General features: G+C 71.4%; 19 protein-coding genes. 10 read left to right on the top strand and 9 right to left on the bottom strand.

Annotated elements, in window-relative coordinates; translation table 11 throughout:
• The first annotated feature begins 29 nt into the window (after positions 1-29).
• Together ACWEGE_RS24050 and ACWEGE_RS24045 are read left to right on the top strand one after the other, a co-directional pair.
• Positions 30-341, top strand: a complete 312-nt coding sequence (locus tag ACWEGE_RS24050; RefSeq protein WP_449662677.1) for a hypothetical protein — start codon at positions 30-32, stop codon at positions 339-341.
• Between the two features lie 19 nt (positions 342-360).
• Positions 361-933, top strand: coding sequence for a TlpA family protein disulfide reductase (locus ACWEGE_RS24045; protein ID WP_449662676.1), 573 nt, complete (start codon positions 361-363; stop codon positions 931-933).
• Position 934: 1 nt separating this feature from the next.
• Here ACWEGE_RS24045 and ACWEGE_RS24040 read toward each other — a convergent pair whose 3' ends face one another.
• From ACWEGE_RS24040 to paaI, 3 genes are read right to left on the bottom strand one after another with little or no spacing between them, the layout of a single operon-like run.
• A complete protein-coding gene (locus tag ACWEGE_RS24040; protein ID WP_449662675.1) occupies positions 935-1,528 on the bottom strand; it encodes a TetR/AcrR family transcriptional regulator in 594 nt (197 codons plus the stop codon).
• The gene (gene paaK / locus ACWEGE_RS24035; protein ID WP_449662674.1) at positions 1,525-2,802 is read right to left on the bottom strand and encodes a phenylacetate--CoA ligase PaaK; all 1,278 of its coding nucleotides are present in this window, start codon (positions 2,800-2,802) and stop codon (positions 1,525-1,527) included. Before paaK ends, ACWEGE_RS24040 begins: the two co-directional genes overlap by 4 nt.
• Positions 2,799-3,215 (bottom strand): hydroxyphenylacetyl-CoA thioesterase PaaI, encoded by a 417-nt coding sequence (paaI, locus tag ACWEGE_RS24030; protein WP_449662673.1) that lies wholly within the window; start codon positions 3,213-3,215, stop codon positions 2,799-2,801. The genes paaK and paaI overlap by 4 nt, the downstream gene beginning before the upstream one ends.
• 165 nt (positions 3,216-3,380) lie before the next feature.
• Between paaI and paaZ the strand changes: the two genes are divergently transcribed.
• From paaZ to paaE, 6 genes are all read left to right on the top strand, one after another.
• A complete protein-coding gene (gene paaZ / locus ACWEGE_RS24025; protein WP_449662672.1) occupies positions 3,381-5,408 on the top strand; it encodes a phenylacetic acid degradation bifunctional protein PaaZ in 2,028 nt (675 codons plus the stop codon).
• Entirely contained in the window at positions 5,405-6,337 is a 933-nt protein-coding gene (paaA, locus tag ACWEGE_RS24020; protein WP_449662671.1) for a 1,2-phenylacetyl-CoA epoxidase subunit PaaA, read from the top strand. Before paaZ ends, paaA begins: the two co-directional genes overlap by 4 nt.
• Positions 6,338-6,423: 86 nt before the next feature.
• Positions 6,424-6,690, top strand: coding sequence for a 1,2-phenylacetyl-CoA epoxidase subunit PaaB (paaB, locus tag ACWEGE_RS24015; protein WP_449662728.1), 267 nt, complete (start codon positions 6,424-6,426; stop codon positions 6,688-6,690).
• Positions 6,687-7,544: a 1,2-phenylacetyl-CoA epoxidase subunit PaaC gene (gene paaC / locus ACWEGE_RS24010; protein WP_449662670.1), complete on the top strand. Its 858-nt coding sequence runs from the start codon at positions 6,687-6,689 to the stop codon at positions 7,542-7,544. The genes paaB and paaC overlap by 4 nt, the downstream gene beginning before the upstream one ends.
• Positions 7,538-8,026, top strand: coding sequence for a 1,2-phenylacetyl-CoA epoxidase subunit PaaD (gene paaD / locus ACWEGE_RS24005; RefSeq protein ID WP_449662669.1), 489 nt, complete (start codon positions 7,538-7,540; stop codon positions 8,024-8,026). Before paaC ends, paaD begins: the two co-directional genes overlap by 7 nt.
• A 1-nt stretch (position 8,027) precedes the next feature.
• The gene (paaE, locus tag ACWEGE_RS24000) at positions 8,028-9,080 is read left to right on the top strand and encodes a 1,2-phenylacetyl-CoA epoxidase subunit PaaE (protein ID WP_449662668.1); all 1,053 of its coding nucleotides are present in this window, start codon (positions 8,028-8,030) and stop codon (positions 9,078-9,080) included.
• Between the two features lie 2 nt (positions 9,081-9,082).
• Here paaE and ACWEGE_RS23995 read toward each other — a convergent pair whose 3' ends face one another.
• The 5 genes from ACWEGE_RS23995 to ccrA form a co-directional block, all read right to left on the bottom strand.
• On the bottom strand, positions 9,083-9,766 hold the full coding sequence (locus ACWEGE_RS23995) for a toll/interleukin-1 receptor domain-containing protein (protein WP_449662667.1): 684 nt from the start codon (positions 9,764-9,766) through the stop codon (positions 9,083-9,085).
• Between the two features lie 142 nt (positions 9,767-9,908).
• A complete protein-coding gene (locus ACWEGE_RS23990; protein ID WP_449662666.1) occupies positions 9,909-11,024 on the bottom strand; it encodes an adenylate/guanylate cyclase domain-containing protein in 1,116 nt (371 codons plus the stop codon).
• A gap of 1 nt (position 11,025) precedes the next feature.
• The gene (locus ACWEGE_RS23985) at positions 11,026-11,478 is read right to left on the bottom strand and encodes a universal stress protein (protein WP_091306092.1); all 453 of its coding nucleotides are present in this window, start codon (positions 11,476-11,478) and stop codon (positions 11,026-11,028) included.
• 93 nt (positions 11,479-11,571) lie between these two features.
• A complete protein-coding gene (locus tag ACWEGE_RS23980; RefSeq protein WP_449662727.1) occupies positions 11,572-12,780 on the bottom strand; it encodes a chromosome segregation protein in 1,209 nt (402 codons plus the stop codon).
• A 574-nt stretch (positions 12,781-13,354) separates the two neighbouring features.
• The gene (gene ccrA / locus ACWEGE_RS23975) at positions 13,355-14,695 is read right to left on the bottom strand and encodes a crotonyl-CoA carboxylase/reductase (protein WP_449662665.1); all 1,341 of its coding nucleotides are present in this window, start codon (positions 14,693-14,695) and stop codon (positions 13,355-13,357) included.
• Between the two features lie 201 nt (positions 14,696-14,896).
• Here ccrA and ACWEGE_RS23970 point away from each other — a divergent pair, with 201 nt between their 5' ends.
• Both ACWEGE_RS23970 and ACWEGE_RS23965 read left to right on the top strand, forming a co-directional pair.
• The gene (locus ACWEGE_RS23970) at positions 14,897-15,265 is read left to right on the top strand and encodes an SPW repeat domain-containing protein (protein ID WP_071831581.1); all 369 of its coding nucleotides are present in this window, start codon (positions 14,897-14,899) and stop codon (positions 15,263-15,265) included.
• Positions 15,266-15,284: 19 nt separating this feature from the next.
• A complete protein-coding gene (locus tag ACWEGE_RS23965) occupies positions 15,285-15,857 on the top strand; it encodes a TetR/AcrR family transcriptional regulator (protein ID WP_449662664.1) in 573 nt (190 codons plus the stop codon).
• Positions 15,858-15,954: 97 nt separating this feature from the next.
• Here ACWEGE_RS23965 and mce read toward each other — a convergent pair whose 3' ends face one another.
• On the bottom strand, positions 15,955-16,410 hold the full coding sequence (mce, locus tag ACWEGE_RS23960; protein ID WP_449662663.1) for a methylmalonyl-CoA epimerase: 456 nt from the start codon (positions 16,408-16,410) through the stop codon (positions 15,955-15,957).
• Positions 16,411-16,482: the final 72 nt, after the last annotated feature.

Here is a 16,482-nt window from a genome sequence, read left to right as displayed (position 1 = left end):
ATGGGGGCCCGGACCGGGGGTAGGAGCAGATGAACGAAGACGGCGCGCCGATCCGGCGGGCCGGGCGCTGGGTCAGCGTCCGCCTGCAGCATCGCCACGTCAGCTTCGACGACTGCTTCGAAGCCGACGAACCGGTGCCTGACGGCGACTGCGCGGACGAAGCGTCCCTGTCGTACTCGGGCATCGTGATTTCCAGTTACGACCAGGGGGAGAAGGTGTCCGAGCGCTGGATCCCCCTGGGCGTCGACCCGTCCGAAGCGGACGACGAGCGGCTCATCGGCCAGTTGCGCGACGCCCTGCTGTGGCAGGCGGGGCGCCCGCCGCAGACCGCGGAGGAGTGACCCCCGCTAGGGTGAGGCCATGCTGCTCGGGCGCCTCCTCGTGGTCGCGGCGCTGCTCGGGCCGGCCGCCTGCTCGACGGGCAAGGACGCCGTGGGGCCGCCGGACACCTTCGAGTTCGTCTCCCCGGGCGGGCAGACCCACCTGTTCTACCCACCCGAACAGCGCAGCCGGGTGGCCGAGCTGGCCGGCCCCGACGTCGTCGACCCGGCCAGGCGCATCGCGCTGAGCGACTACGCCGGGAAGGTCGTCCTGCTGAACCTGTGGGGCGCCTGGTGCCCGCCGTGCCGCTCGGAATCGCCTGTCCTCAAGGCGATCGCGGCGCGCGGGAAGAGCGAAGGCGTCGAGGTGCTGGGCCTCAACGTCCGCGACAACCGCCAGTACGCCGCCGACTTCGTCCGCGACTTCCGGCTCGGCTACCCGTCGATCTACGACGAGTCCGGCCGGATCGCCCTGCAGCTGCGCGGGCTCCCGCTGGCGGCCGTGCCGATCTCCCTGGTCGTCGACAAGCGGCAGCGGGTGGCGGCGGTCCACATCGGCGAAGTGCTCGAGGAGGACCTCCGCCCGGACCTGGACCGCGTCCGGGCCGAATGACTCACGACCCGGTGCGCAGCCCCTCGAAGGCCACCTTGCACACCGCGTCCGCGACCTCGGCCGCCGACGAGCCCCGCCGCGGCTTGTACCACTCGATCAGCGAATTCACCATGCCGAACACCAGCCGCGCGGTCACCGCCGGGTCGACGTCCGGGCGGACGTCGCCCTCGGCTTCGGCCTGCTTCACCAGGTCCGTCACCAGCCGGTCGAACTCGCGCCGCCGGGCCAGTGCCGCCCGCTCCACCTTCGTGTTGCCGCGCACGCGCAGCAGCAGCGTCACGAACGGCAGGCGGTCCGCCAGCACCAGCACGCTGCCGCGCACCAGGTGCTCGAGCCGGTCGATCGCGCGCCCGTCCAGCCGGCCGGTCGAGGCGGCCACCTCGAACAGGCCGTCCAGCGCGCGGTCCACCGCCAGCCGCAGCAGCTCCTCCTTGCTCGGCACGTGGTGGTAGATCGCCGACTTCGTGATGCCGAGCTTGCGGGAGAGGTCCTCCATGCTCGTGCCGTCGTAGCCGCGCTCGTTGAACAGCTTCACCGCCACCTGCAGCAGCGATTCGAGGTCGTAGCCCGGCCGCCCGCGCCGCGGCGCCGTCACGGCTTGTCCCGCTGGTCGACGATCCGCCGCATCTTGCCCATCGACCGCTCCAGGGTGTCCGGGTCGACGACGTCCACCGACACCGTCACGCCGACGCCGTCCTTCACCTGCGAAACCAGCGAAGCGGCGGCTTCCTCCCGGGCACCGGAAGTCGCGTCGTGGCGGGCCTCCACCCGCACGGTGAGGTGGTCGAGGCGGCCGCGGGTGGACCGGACGAGCTGGAAGTGCGGGCTGAGCGACGGCGTCCGCAGCACGATCTCCTCGATCTGCGTCGGGAAGACGTTGACCCCGCGCAGGATGATCAGGTCGTCGGTGCGGCCGGTGACCTTGGCCATCCGCCGGAACGCCGGCCGCGCGGTGCCCGGCGACAGCGCCGTGAGGTCGCGCGTGCGGTAGCGGATGATCGGCAGTGCCTGCTTGGTCAGGGACGTGAACACCAGCTCGCCGGTCTCGCCGCCGCCCAGCACCTCCTCGGAGTACGGGTCGATCACCTCGGGGTAGAAGTGGTCCTCCCAGACGTGCAGGCCGTCCTTCGTCTCGACGCACTCCTGCGCGACACCCGGGCCCATCACCTCCGACAGGCCGTAGATGTCGACGGCGTCGAGGGCGAACCGCTCCTCGATCTCGGCGCGCATCTGCTCGGTCCACGGCTCGGCGCCGAAGATGCCCACCTTCAGGGAACTGGCCTTCGGATCGACGCCTTGGCGCTCGAACTCGTCGAGCAGCGTCAGCATGTACGACGGCGTCACCATGATGATCTCGGGCTCGAAGTCCGTGATCAGCTGGACCTGCCGCGCGGTCATGCCGCCGGACGCCGGGATGACCGTGCAGCCGAGCTTCTCGGCGCCGTAGTGCGCGCCGAGGCCGCCGGTGAACAGGCCGTAGCCGTAGGCGACGTGCACCTTGTGGCCCGGACGGCCGCCGGCGGCGTGGATCGACCGGGCCATCACCGTCGCCCAGGTGTCGATGTCCTGCTCGGTGTAGCCGACGACGGTGGCCTTGCCGGTGGTGCCGCTGGAGGCGTGGATGCGCCGGACCTGGTCCTGGGGCACGGCGAACATCCCGAACGGGTAGTTCTCGCGCAGGTCCTGCTTGGTGGTGAACGGGAACTTCGCCAGGTCGGCCAGTTCCTTGCAGTCGTCCGGGTGGACGCCGGCCGCGTCGAACTTCCGGGTGTAGGCGGGCACGTTCGCGTAGGCGTGCCGGAGTGTCCACTGCAGACGTTCCAGCTGGAGGGCGGCCAGCTCGTCCACGCTGATGTTCGCCTCGATCATGCACCGTCCCGTTTCGCGGAGAGGACGCGGCTGCGGCCGCGGAATTCGGCGACGACCTCGGGCCCGCCGGGGGTTTCCCGGTGCACCGTGACGTCGTAGATGCCGTTGCGGCCGTAGCGGGTGCGCTCGGTGGCCGTGGCGACGAGGTGGTCGCCGAGCCGGCCGGCCGCGACGAAGGAGATTTCGGCGCCCACGGCCACCGTCACCGGGCCGTGGGTGTTGCAGGCGCACGCGAAGGCCGTGTCGGCCAGCAGGAAGACGTACCCGCCGTGGGCGAGGTCGTGGCCGTTGACCATCTCGCGGGTGATCGTCATGGTCGCGACGGCCCGCCCACCAGCCGCTTCGACGAGTTCGATGCCCAGCGCGCGGGAAGCCTCGTCGGCGGCGAACATGGTGTGCGCGGCGTTGGTCATGCACCCTCCGTCCTCACTGACCGAATGGACGGTCACCACGCGGTGCCGCTCAGTAAAGGCAGTGGTCCGGGCCGGTGTCAAGCGCCACCCCTTCCGATCTTCGGGTCCGGCGGTTACCATGCGATTAACTGAACGTCCGGTAGGTAATTCGGCGAGAGGGACCTGATGGCACTGCTGCGCAGCTACGTCTCCGGGAGCTGGCACACGGCGGCGGACGAGGGCGTGCCGCTGCACGACGCGGCCACCGGGGAGGAGGTCGCCCGGGTCTCGTCGGCGGGCGTCGACTTCGCGGCGGCTCTGGAGCACGGCCGCCGGGTGGGCGGCCCGGCGCTGCGGGAGCTGACGTTCCACCAGCGTGCGGCCCTGCTCAAGGCGCTGGCCTCGCACCTGCGTGAGCACCGCGAGGAGCTGTACGCCCTCTCCGCTCGCACGGGCGCCACCCTCGGTGACTCGAAGTTCGACGTCGACGGCGGCATCGGCGTGCTGTTCAGCTACGCCTCCAAGGGCAAGCGCGAGCTGCCGAACGACACGGTCTACGTCGAGGGCAAGGTCGAGCCGCTCTCGCGCGGGGGCACGTTCGTCGCGCAGCACATCGCGACCCCGCTGCGGGGCGTCGCCGTCCAGATCAACGCGTTCAACTTCCCGGTGTGGGGGCCGCTGGAGAAGTTCGCGCCCGCGTTCCTCGCCGGGGTCCCGAGCCTGGTCAAGCCGGCCAGCCAGACGGCGTACCTGACCGCGCGGCTGGTCGAGCTGATCATCGAGTCCGGCATCCTGCCCGAAGGCTCGCTGCAGTTCGTGGCCGGCAGTGCCGGCGACCTGCTCGACCACGTCACCGCGCAGGACCTGGTGTCGTTCACCGGCTCGGCCTCGACGGCCCAGAAGCTGCGGTCGCACCCGGCGATCATCCGCAACGCCGTGCGGTTCAACGCCGAGGCCGACTCGCTGAACTGCTCGATCCTCGGCCCGGACGCGGTCAAGGGCACGACCGAGTTCGACCTGTTCGTCAAGCAGCTGGTCACCGAGATGACGGTCAAGGCGGGCCAGAAGTGCACCGCGATCCGCCGCGCGTTCGTGCCGGCTTCGCTGCTCGACGACGTCGCTTCCGCCGCGTCCGAGCGGCTCGCGAAGGTGACCGTCGGCCACCCGGCGTCCGAGGGCGTCCGGATGGGTGCGCTGGCCAGCCTGGAGCAGCGTGAGGAGGTCCGGCGCTCGCTGAAGGCGCTGCTGGACGCCGGGAGCGTCGTGTTCGGCGACCCGGAGCACGTCGAGGTCGTCGACGCCGACGCCGAGCGCGGCGCCTTCATCTCGCCGGTGCTGCTCAAGGCCGACCCCGAACGCTCCGAGCCGCACGAGGTCGAGGCGTTCGGCCCGGTCTCGACGCTGATGCCCTACACCTCCACCGAGCAGGTCGTCGACTTCGCCGCGCGCGGCGGCGGCAGCCTGGCCGGGTCGATCGTCTCGGCGGACAAGGAGTTCGTGCGCGAGGTCGTCCTCGGCGCGGCGCCGTTCCACGGCCGGCTGCTGGTACTGGACGCCGAGGACGCCAAGGAGTCCACCGGGCACGGTTCGCCGATGCCGCAGCTGGTCCACGGCGGCCCGGGCCGCGCGGGCGGCGGCGAGGAGATGGGCGGCATCCGCGGGGTGCTGCACCACCTGCAGCGCACCGCGGTCCAGGGTTCGCCCGCGGTGCTGTCCGCCGTCACCGGCCGCTGGGTCGCCGGGGCACCGCGCACGGAGGGTGTCCACCCGTTCCGGAAGTCACTGGCCGAGCTTCGCGTCGGAGACTCGGTGGTGGCGGGGCCGCGCACGGTCACCCAGGAGGATGTCGACCACTTCGCCGAGTTCACCGGCGACACGTTCTACGCGCACACCGACCCCGAAGCCGCGGCGGCCAACCCGCTGTTCGGCGGGATCGTCGCGCACGGCTACCTGGTCGTCTCGTTCGCGGCCGGCCTGTTCGTCTCGCCCGAGCCGGGCCCGGTGCTGGCCAACTACGGCCTGGAGAACCTGCGCTTCCTGACCCCGGTCAAGGTCGGCGACTCGCTGACGGTGACGCTCACCGCCAAGCAGATCACCCCGCGGGTCGACCAGGACTACGGCGAGGTCTGCTGGGACGCCGACGTCACCAACGCCGAGGGCGAGTCGGTGGCCAAGTACGACGTCCTGACGCTGGTGGCGAAGGAGCAGCCGTGACCGCTGTGGCATCGCTGGAAGAACACTTCGAGGCGACGATCGAGCGCGACCAGCGGATCGAGCCGCGCGACTGGGTGCCCGAGGGGTACCGCAAGACGATGATCCGGCAGATCGCGCAGCACGCGCACTCGGAGATCATCGGCATGCAGCCCGAGGGCAACTGGATCACGCGGGCGCCGTCGCTGCGACGCAAGGCGATCCTGCTGGCCAAGGTCCAGGACGAGGCCGGCCACGGGCTCTACCTGTATTCGGCCGCGGCGACGCTGGGCGCCGACCGGGCGGACCTGACCGACAAGCTGATCACCGGCCGCCAGAAGTACTCGTCGATCTTCAACTACCCGACGCTGACCTTCGCCGACGTCGGCGTGATCGGCTGGCTGGTCGACGGCGCGGCGATCTGCAACCAGGTGCCGCTGTGCCGGTCTTCGTACGGGCCGTACGCGCGGGCGATGATCCGGATCTGCAAGGAGGAGTCCTTCCACCAGCGGCAGGGCTACGAGCTGCTGATGACCATGATGAAGGGGACTTCGCAGCAGCGGGAGATGGTCCAGGAGGCCGTGAACCGCTGGTGGTGGCCGTCGCTGATGATGTTCGGCCCGCCGGACGCCGATTCGCCGAACACCGCGCAGTCGATGGCGTGGAAGATCAAGCGCCACACCAACGACGAGCTGCGGCAGCGGTTCGTGGACATGTCGGTGCCGCAGGCCGAAGCCCTCGGCGTCACCTTCCCGGACCCGGAGCTCCGCTGGAACCCCGAGCGGGGGCACTACGACTTCGGCGCGGTCGACTGGGACGAGTTCAAGAACGTCCTGAAGGGCAACGGGCCCTGCAACACGCAGCGGATCGCCCACCGGCGCCGGGCCCACGAAGAAGGCGCGTGGGTGCGGGAAGCCGCCGTCGCCCACGCCGCGAAGAAGGAGCACAAGTGACCGACCTGACGGCCGAAGGCGGCCACGGCGCCGTCCCCCTCGAAGGCGTCCCCGCGGCTCCGGGACCGGTCAAGCACGACTGGCCGCTGTACGAGGTGTTCGTCCGCGGCAAGCGCGGGCTGAACCACGTGCACGTCGGCTCGCTCCACGCGGCCGACGACCAGATGGCGCTGCACCACGCGCGTGACCTCTACACGCGGCGCAACGAAGGCGTGTCGATCTGGGTCGTGCGCGCGGCGGACATCACGGCGTCGTCGCCGGACGAGAAGGACCCGTTCTTCGCGCCCAGCGGCGACAAGGTCTACCGGCACCCGACGTTCTACGACATTCCCGAGGATGTGCCGCACATATGAGTTTCGACAACGTGTACGAGGCCATCACCGAGGAGAACGACGCGCGCTGGGCGTTCGGCACCGGCTTCGAGGACCCGCTGTCCGGAGTGGACACTTCGGTGCCGTCCGGGGTGGACGGTGACGCGCTGGCGGTGTACTGCCTGATGCTGGGCGACGACGCGCTGGTCTTCTCCCACCGGCTCCAGGAGTGGTGCACCAACGCACCCGAGCTGGAGGACGAGGTCGCGATCGCCAACATCGCCCTCGACCTGCTCGGCCAGGCGCGGCTGCTGCTCGCCCGCGCCGGCAAGGCCGACGGTTCGGGGCGCACGGAGGACTCGCTGGCGTTCCTGCGTGCGGAGAACGAGTTCCGCAACGTCCGGCTCGCCGAGCTGGGCGGCGGGCACTTCGGGCACCTGATCGCGCGGCTGTTCGTGTTCTCGACGTGGCGGCTGGCGCTGCTGCAGCGGCTGGTGTCCTCGGTGGACCCGGTGCTGGCGGCCATCGCGGACAAGGGTGTCAAGGAGCTGACCTACCACCGCGACTACGCGGCCCAGTGGCTGGTCCGCCTCGGCGACGGGACGCCGTTGTCGCACACGCGGATGCAGGAGGGCCTGGACGAGGTCTGGCCGTACGTGGGGGAGCTGTTCCGCACGCACGCCACTGAGTTCGTGGACGCGGCTTCGCTGCGTCCCGAGTTCGATGCGGTGCTGGACCAGGCTCTCGCCGCGGCGACCTTGACGCGGCCGACTTCGGGTGAGCTGGCCGGGGTCTCCGGCCGGATGGGCCGCGACGGCGTCCACACCGAGTCCTTCGGGTATCTGCTGGCGGAGCTGCAGAGCGTGGCCCGGGCGATGCCGGACGCCCGGTGGTGACCGCCGAAGCCGTGGCCGCCACGGTCACCGACCCCGAACTGCCGATGCTGACGCTGGCGGACTTGGGCGTGCTGCGCTCGGTGTCCGAGTCCGAGGGGCGGGTGGTCGTCTCGATCACGCCGACGTACACCGGCTGTCCGGCGATGGACACCATGCGCGACGACCTGGAGCACGCGCTGGTTTCGGCGGGCTACGCCGACGTCGAGATCCGGACGCAGCTGTCGCCGGCGTGGACGTCGGACTGGATTTCGGCCGAGGGGCGGCAAAAGCTGGCCGAGGCCGGGATCGCGCCGCCGGGGGCCGCGCCCCGCCGGTCGGGGCCGATCCCGCTGACGCTGTCGGCGCCGGTCTCGCGCGTTGTCTGCCCGCACTGCGGGTCGGCGGATACCGAAGAGCAGTCCCGCTTCGGCGCGACGGCGTGCAAGGCGCTGCGACGCTGCCGCGCCTGTCTCGAGCCGTTCGAACACGTCAAGGAGATTTAGCGTGGCCCGGTTCAACTCGCTGAAGGTGGCCGGGGTCGAGCGGCTCTGTGACGACGCCGTTGCCGTGACCTTCGACGTACCTTCGTCGCTGGCGTCGGAGTACGCGTTCAAGCCGGGCCAGTCCCTGACGCTGCGGCGCTCGGTCGACGGCCGCGACGAGCGCCGGTCGTACTCGATCTGCGCCCCGGCGGGAGCGGCCCCGCGGGTCGGCGTCCGCCTGGTCCCGGACGGGTACTTCTCGTCGTGGCTGGTCAACGAGGTCCGCCCGGGCGACACGATCGAGGTGGCCCCGCCCACGGGTTCGTTCACCCCGGACCTGTCCGAGGGTGGCCACCACGTCCTGATCGCGGCGGGCTCGGGCATCACGCCGGTGCTCTCGATCGTGTCATCGTTGTTGAAGTCGTCGACGGCGACGGTCACGGTGCTGTACGGCAACCGTCGCACGGACACGGTGATGTTCGCGGACGAGCTGGCCGACCTGAAGGACAGCGCCCCGTCGCGGCTCGAGCTGATCCACGTGCTGTCCCGCGAGCCCCGCGAGGCGGAGCTGTTCACCGGCCGCCTGGACGTCCCGAAGCTGCGCACGCTGTTCTCTTCGCTGGTGCCGGTGGATTCGGTGGACCACTGGTGGCTGTGCGGCCCGTTCGAAATGGTGTCGGGCGCGCAGGAGCTGCTGGCGTCGCTGGACGTGCCGCGGGAGCGCATCCACCAGGAGCTGTTCTACGTGGACACGCCGCCGGCCCCGGTGGAGCACCTCGACCCGGCGGTGGCGGGGGAGTCGTCCGAGGTGTCGGTGGTTCTGGACGGCCGGTCGACGCCGATGACGCTGCCGCGTTCGGCGTCGGTGCTCGACGGGGCGCAGAAGTTCCGCCCGGACCTGCCGTTCGCGTGCAAGGGCGGGGTGTGCGGGACGTGCCGGGCGCGCGTCACGGAGGGCAAGGTCGACCTGCGGCGGAACTTCGCGCTGGAGGAGGCGGAGGTCGAGGCGGGGTTCGTGCTGACGTGCCAGTCGTACCCGGTGTCCGAGACGCTGTCGGTGGACTTCGACGCCTGAGTTCAGCCGTCTTCGGTCCGCGGATCGGGGTCCGCTTCGGCACGCGGGCCGGAGAGCGTCACCGGACCGAAGATGTTCCCGGCCTGGATCACGACCCCGCTGACGTCGCCGGTGATGCTGTTGAACACGCCGCTGCCCGGCTGCGGCCCGGGCGTCACCGGGGCGGCCGGCCGGGGCGCGAGCGCCGGCACCGGCCCCAGCGGCGGCTGGAGGATCTCGGGCTGGTTCGTGAGCAGCCGCAGGAGCTTTTCGGCGCCTTCGACGGTGAAGTCCTCGACCGGGTACACGGTCGACGTGGCCGGGCCGAGGAAGTCGGGCACCCCGGCCACGCTCTGGCCGGGCAGGACCACGGGCACGAACCGGTTGACCGCGTGCTGGTCGGCGTAGAAGGCGTCCCGGATCAGCCGGGCCTCCCACTGGACGCCGCGTTCCTCGTGGGCGTCGCCGCGGCCCTCGGCACTCCGGCGGTACGCGGGGGAGGCGATCACCAGGACGTAGTCGGCGTCCCGGATCTGCCCGGCCATCCACAACGCCCAGTCGCGGCGCTCGGAGGCCTCGCCCAGATCGAGCCGGGCGTCGACACCGCAGGACCGCAGGAACGTCCAGAGCCGGAGCACGGCCTCCTCATGGGCCGGATCGCCGGGCTCCCGGGCGTAGGAGAGGAACACCGCGGGCGGCTCGGTCACGCGGCGCCACCCGCGACGTGTCCCCGGCATGGCTGGGCGGCCTGCTCATCGGTACCGAAGCGGTGTCGAGTCACGCGCGCACCTCCCACCTCATCCACGTGAGGGAGGGATTCTACCGGCTCGGGGATCGCTGCCGGCCGGGTCAGAGCCTGCGGCGCCGGCGGCGGCGAGGTTTCGGCTCCGTCCCCTGGTCCTCCGGAAGCGGGTCGCGTTCCTCCGGCGAGGCCAGCCCCAGCATCTCCGCCGCCAGCTGCTGCGAACTCGCGAACATGCCCGTCGGGGCCTCGCTCGCGCGGCGCAACGCGGCCGGGCGGAGGCGGTTGTAGCCCCGGACCGTCACCGGCCTGCGGGCCCGCAGCTCGTACGCCTTCTCCTCCGCCAGCTCCGTGGCCAGCTCGCGGTCGACCAGGATGGTGCCCGGGCGGGCCACCGACGTCAGCCGGGCCGCCAGGTTGACCACCGAGCCGTACACGTCGCCGAAGCGCGACAGGATCCGTCCCGAGGCCATGCCCGCGCGGACCGCGGGCAGTGTGTCGTCCGCCGAGGTGCGCTCGGTCAGCGTCAGGGCGATCTCCGCGGCGTCGACCGGCGCGTCCGCCACGAACAGGACCTCGTCGCCGATCATCTTCACCACCCGGCCGTGGTGCTCGGCGATCACCTCCGTGGCCAGGGTCTCGAACGCGTCGAGCACGCGGCTCAGCTCGTCCTCGCCGATCTGGCGCGTCAGGCGCGTGTAGCCGACCATGTCGACGAACCCGACCACCTCGGTGCGGGTCTCCAGGTGCTCGTCCGAGGCCGCGAACGCCCGGCCCGCGTAGGCCGCCAGGTGCCGGCGCCAGACGAAGTTCTGCACCTGCTCCAGCTCCGGCAGCAGCCGGTCGACCAGGCGCGTCACCTGGCGCTCGCTGCGGCCCAGCTCCGGCTGCTCCCGGATCAGCTGCCACAGCATGTCGACCTGCCACTCGGCCAGCCGCGACAGGTGCTGGCCGAGCGCGCGCGTCACCGAGACCTCGATGCTCGGGTCGATCAGGCCGGACTGGACGAGCTGGTCGGCGGTCCGCATCGCTTCGACGTCCGCGTCGGTGAAGACGACCTCGTCGTCGCGCACGGTCGCGAAGCCCAGCGCGCGCCAGAGCCGGCGTGACCGTTCGTCGGGCACGCCGGCCTTCTCCGCCACTTCGAGCCGGGTGTACTTCCGCCTGCCGCCGAGCAGGACGCGTTCGAGCCGCTGCTGAAGCTCCTCGCTCGGGTCGGTCACGTCAGGTCGTGTGAACGATCAGCACGTCCACGCCGGACTTGCGGGCCACCTCGGACGGCACCGAGCCCAGGATCCGGCCGGCGATCGTGTTCAGCCCGCGGTTGCCGACCACCAGCAGGTCGGCCTCGCGCTCCTTGACCACCTTGCGCAGCGAGTCGACCGGGTCGCCCTTGACCGCGACCGTGTCGATCTTCTCCGCGCCCGCCCGCGCCGCCCGGTCCCGCGCCGACTGCAGGGTGTCTTCGGCCGGGGCCGAGCCGACGACCTGGTACGCCTCTTCGCCGAGGGCGTCCTGGGCCTTCTCGACGTCCGACTGGCTCGCCGGGTAGTACGCGCACGCGATGACGAGTGTCGCGCCGGCGTCGCCGGCCACCGCCGCCGCGCGGTCCACTGCCGCGAACGATGACTCCGAGCCGTCCGTGCCCACCACCACGGTCCGATATGCCGCACCCATGCGCAAAACCTCCAGGTGATCCCGCGTGAGCAGGGACGATAGCCGGTCGGTACCGACCGCGCAGGCTCGTCCGCGCCCGTGTCGGGTGGAAGGTTACTCGCCAGTCGGTTTCTGTGCTCCGCTCGCCCGCGGAGCGGGCTTCGGCGCCGGTTTCTGGCCCGGCTTGGGGCCCGCGGCGGGGGCGGGCTTGGCTCCGGGTTTCGGCTTGGGCACGTCGGAGGCGCGGATCCGGATCGTCTCCTCGACGTCGGTGACCCGGACCGTCTTCTCGGTCTCGTCCACGGCGTCGGGCTTCGGGTCCGGCACCAGGTCGGCCTTGACTTCGGCGGGCACCTTGACGTCGTCGCCGAGGACGGTGTGCGCCTCGGCCAGCACCGCACGGGCCGCGCGGACCTGCTCGGCCAGCCCGCCGCGCACCTTCCGCAGCGCGTCGACCCGCTCGTTCGCCTGGGTGATCCGCCGGTTGGATTCTTCCGTGGCCGCCGTCACCCGGCGGCGCGCCTCGTCGGCGGCTTCCGCGAGCCGGGCGTTGGCCTCGGTGATCGAGTCCTGACGGCGCTTGTTCGCCTCCGCGACCGACTCCCGCTGACGGCGGTCGATGTCGGCCTTCGCGGCCTTCTCTTCTTCGAGGACCTTCGCCCGGATGTCGGCGGCGTCCTGCGTGGCCTCCTGGACGCGCCGGGCGGCTTCGGCCTTGCTCGCGGCCTCCTGCTCGGCCAGCACCCGCATCGCCTCGGTGCGGCGCGAGGCCATGGCGATCTCGAAGTCCTCTTCGACCTTGGTGCGGCGGTCCTGCGACTCGGTGTCGAGCCGCTTCCGCTCGGCCTCGGCCTCGTCGGTGATCTTCTTCGCCTCCGCGCGGGCGTCCTCGAGGACCTTGCGGTGCTCGGCTTCCATCTCCTTGCGGCGCAGGTCGAGCTCGGTGAGCAGCTGCTCGTAGCGGGCCCGCATGGCACTGGCATCGGTCTCGGCCTTGGCCCGGATGTGCCCGGCTTCGGCTTCGGCGCGGGCACGCGTGTCGGCGGATTCGTCCTGCGCCAGGCGCAGCATCCGCTGAAGCCGTTCGGACAGGCCTTCGACGCTGGTCGGCGGCTGGGCGAGCCGATCGACCTGCCCACGCAGGTCCGCGATCTCGCCGCGCGCGATCTCCAGCTGGCGGGCGAGGTCCCCCGCCTGCGCGATGGCGGCGTCCCGATCCGCGGTGAGCATCTTCAGATCGGCATCCAGCCGCTCGAGGTGCTCATCGACCTGCGCTCGGCTGTACCCGCGCTTCGCCACGTCGAAGCCGGCTCCCAGCGGCACAAGCTCCCGTTCATCGCCAAGGCTCATGGGGCCTACCGTAGCCGCAGCGGGGTCACGGAAGGGTGAGCACCCGTGCGGTGCGCCCAACGCGCCGTATGCCGCGGCGAAAGGAACCGCCCCAAACACCCGATTCTTCGCCGGTTCCCGACACCGGGAGCGCCCCGCCCGCCGGCGCCGCGAGCGGAGCCGCCGACACGGCCCACCGGGCGGCTGCTGACTCGGCGCAGGGACGGCCGCCGGTACTGCGCACCGGGCGGCTGCTGACTCGGCGCAGACGGTCGCCGACACGGCGCACCGGGCGGCCGCCGACACCGCGAGCGCGGCCGCTTCCCCAGCGGCGTGCGGCGCGGGGGAGCGAGCCTGTTCCGGTCGCTGGACGCGAGCCGGTGCCCGGCGCGGTGAGCGTGCGAGCGCAGGCCGGTTCCTCGCGCCGGCCCGCTTCCCGCGCCGGCCCCGCTCCGGGTGTCCGGACAGGCCCCGCTCCCGGCCCTGGAAGCGAGCCGGTTCGCAGTGCGGCGCGCGAGCGAGCCGGCTTCCGGCGCCGGGCCGGTCCCGCTCCCGGCGCCAGCCGGCCTCAGGCGCCGCGGAAGGCGTTGATGCCCTCGATGTGCTTCGCGCGCTTCTCCTCGTCGCGGACGCCGAGGCCCTCCTGCGGTGCGAGCGCGAGCACGCCGACCTTGCCCTGGTGGGCGTTGCGGTGCACGTCCAGCGCCGCCTGTCCGGTCTCCTCGAGCGTGTACGTCTTCGACAGCGTCGGGTGGATCAGGCCCTTCGCGATCAGGCGGTTCGCCTCCCACGACTCGCGGTAGTTCGCGAAGTGGGAGCCGATGATGCGCTTGAGGTTCATCCACAGGTAGCGGTTGTCGTACTGGTGCATGTACCCCGACGTCGAGGCGCACGTGACGATCGTGCCGCCCTTGCGCGCGGCGTAGACGGAAGCACCGAAGGTCTCCCGGCCCGGGTGTTCGAACACGATGTCCGGGTCCTCGCCGCCGGTCAGCTCGCGGATCTTCGCCCCGAAGCGCTGCCACTCCTTCGGGTCCTGCTCGTCGTCGTTCTTCCAGAACCGGTAGCCCTCGGCGCTGCGGTCGATGATCAGCTCGGCGCCCAGCTTCCGGCAGATCGCCGCCTTCTCGGGGCTCGACACGACGCACACCGGGATGGCGCCGCCGTTCAGCGCGTACTGCGTCGCGTAGGAGCCGAGGCCGCCCGAGGCGCCCCAGATCAGGACGACGTCCCCCTGCTTCATGTCCGCGCCGTTGCGCGAGACGAGCTGGCGGTAGGCGGTGGAGTTGACGAGGCCGGGCGAGGCCGCCTCTTCCCAGGTCAGGTGGTCCGGCTTCGGCATCAGCTGGTTCGCCTTGACCAGCGCGATCTCGGCGAGGCCGCCGAAGTTGGTCTCGAAGCCCCAGATCCGCTGCTCGGTGTCGAGCATGGTGTCGTTGTGCCCGTCCGGGCCCTCGAGCTCGACGTTCAGGCAGTGCGCGACGACCTCGTCGCCCGGCTTCCAGTTGTGCACGCCGGCCCCGGTCCGCAGCACGACGCCGGACAGGTCCGAGCCGACGACGTGGTACGGCAGGTCGTGCCGCTTGGCCAGCGGCGAGAGCTTCCCGTACTTCTTGAGGAACTTGAACGTGGGGATCGGTTCGAAGATCGACGTCCACACGGTGTTGTAGTTGATGGCGCTCGCCATCACGGCGACCAGCGCCTCGCCGGGGCCCAGCTCGGGCACGGGCACGTCGTCGACGTGCAGCGACTTGCGGGGATCCTTGTCCCGGCTTTCCAGGCCCTCGAACATGTCGACCTCGTCGGCGTGCACGGTCACCCCGCGGTAGCTCTCGGGCACGGGCAACGAGCCGACCGCGGCGGACTCGCCGGTCAGGATGGCCTGCTGAATCTCGCCGAGCTGCGTCATCGGTTCCTCCGCGGGAGACGTGGGGTGCGTTGGCGGGAGAAATTACTCGCGGGTAACACGCGCCCACAACTGTACGAGACGGACAGCACGATTACACGCCCAACTGTGACCGGGTCACCTTGACCGGCCGGCCAGTCAAGCGGATCATTGACATCGGGTACATCACCCGACCAGCAGTTTCACCGACGGAGGTGAGCACGAATGAGTGAAGTCTCGACGCGCGCGTGGACCCGGCCGCACGACTGGGCCGAGGTCGTCATCGGGGTGGTCGCCGCTCTTTCACCCCTTTGGCTGAGCACGGACACGACCGCGATGTGGACGATGGTCGTCCTGGGCGCGCTGATCGCACTCGACGGCCTGGTTTCGCTGGCGATGCCGGGCATGGTCTACGGCGAAGGCATCCAGATCGCGCTCGGCGTGCTGCTGTTCATCGCGCCGTGGGTGATGGGGTACACGGAGTTCAACGGCGCATCCTGGACGTCCTGGATCGCCGGGGTGCTGACGGTCATCGCCGGCGCGGCAGCGATGCCGGTCGCGAACGCCGCACACCGCACGGCCGGTCAGCACTGACGACGCAGGAGGCACGGGAATGACCGAGGATTCGGCGAAGGAGCGCATCCTCTGCGCCGCCGAGGCGCTCTTCGCCGAGTCCGGCTTCGACGCCACCCCAACTTCGCGCATCGCGGAGCGGGCCGGGGTGCCGAAGGGGCTGGTGCACTACTACTTCCGCCACAAGTCCGACCTGCTCACCGCGCTCGTCGCGCGCCTGCCCGACGAGCGCATCGAGCCGGCCGTCGTGGTGGTGCCCGGAGACCTGGCGGGTAGCCTCCGGCGGCTGGTGCGCGAGCTCGACCACCGGTTCAGCAGGTCGCTGGGCCTGTCGCACCTGCTGTGGCGCGAGGCGGACACGCACCACGTGGTCCGCGACGCCCTCCACGACCGCTTCCAGGTCCTGGTTCGCCAGGTCAGGGCGGTGATCGTGGCGGCGACGGGCGGCGGGCTGCCGACGGCCGACGTGGACCGGGCGTCGGGTTTGCTGGCGCGCGCGGTCAGCCATCGGCACGCGACGGCCCGGCATTCGGAGGACGACCTGCCGGCGGAGTTCGACGGTGAGCTGACGTTCATCGCGGACGCGCTCGCCTCGAAGGCCGAGCCCGCGTAGCCGGATCGGGCTGCCCGCACTCACCGCGGTGCCGGCCGCGCGCCCGCTTGTTGTCACGGGCGTGCGGCTCCGCGCGGATCCGTTGTGCGCGAAGGGGTCAGTGCGCGGTGCCGCCCTTGGCCGGCTCCACCAGTTCCACCAGGACGCCGCCCGCGTCCTTCGGGTGGACGAAGTTCACCCGGCTGTTGGATGTGCCCCTCTTCGCCTCCTCGTACAGCATGCGCAGGCCCTTTTCGCGCAGGGCCGCCGCCGCGGCGTCCACATCGGACACGCGGTACGCCAGCTGCTGCAGCCCCGGGCCGCTCTTCGCCAGGAACTTGCCGATCGCCGAGTCTTCGCGCAGCGGGGCCAGGAGCTGGATCTGCGTCTCCGTGCCCGCCGTGCCCGGTGCGCGCAGCATCGCCTCGCGCACCCCTTGCTCCTCGTTCACCTCCTCGTGGGCGACCTCCAGGCCGAAGTGCGCGCGGTGGAACTCGATGGCCGCGTCCAGGTCCGGGACCGCGATGCCGACGTGGTCGATGGCCGTCACGAACGGCTGCAGGGCGTCATTCATGGAGGCAGGATAGGGGGCCCGCTCGCCGCTTCGAGGCGGAATCGTCGCGTGCCCCGCCTCACACTGGCTCCA

This window comes from Amycolatopsis sp. NPDC004747 (assembly GCF_053601335.1).
The sequence above is the reverse complement of the archived record's forward strand: the minus strand, read 5'-3'. Positions and strand labels throughout refer to the sequence as shown.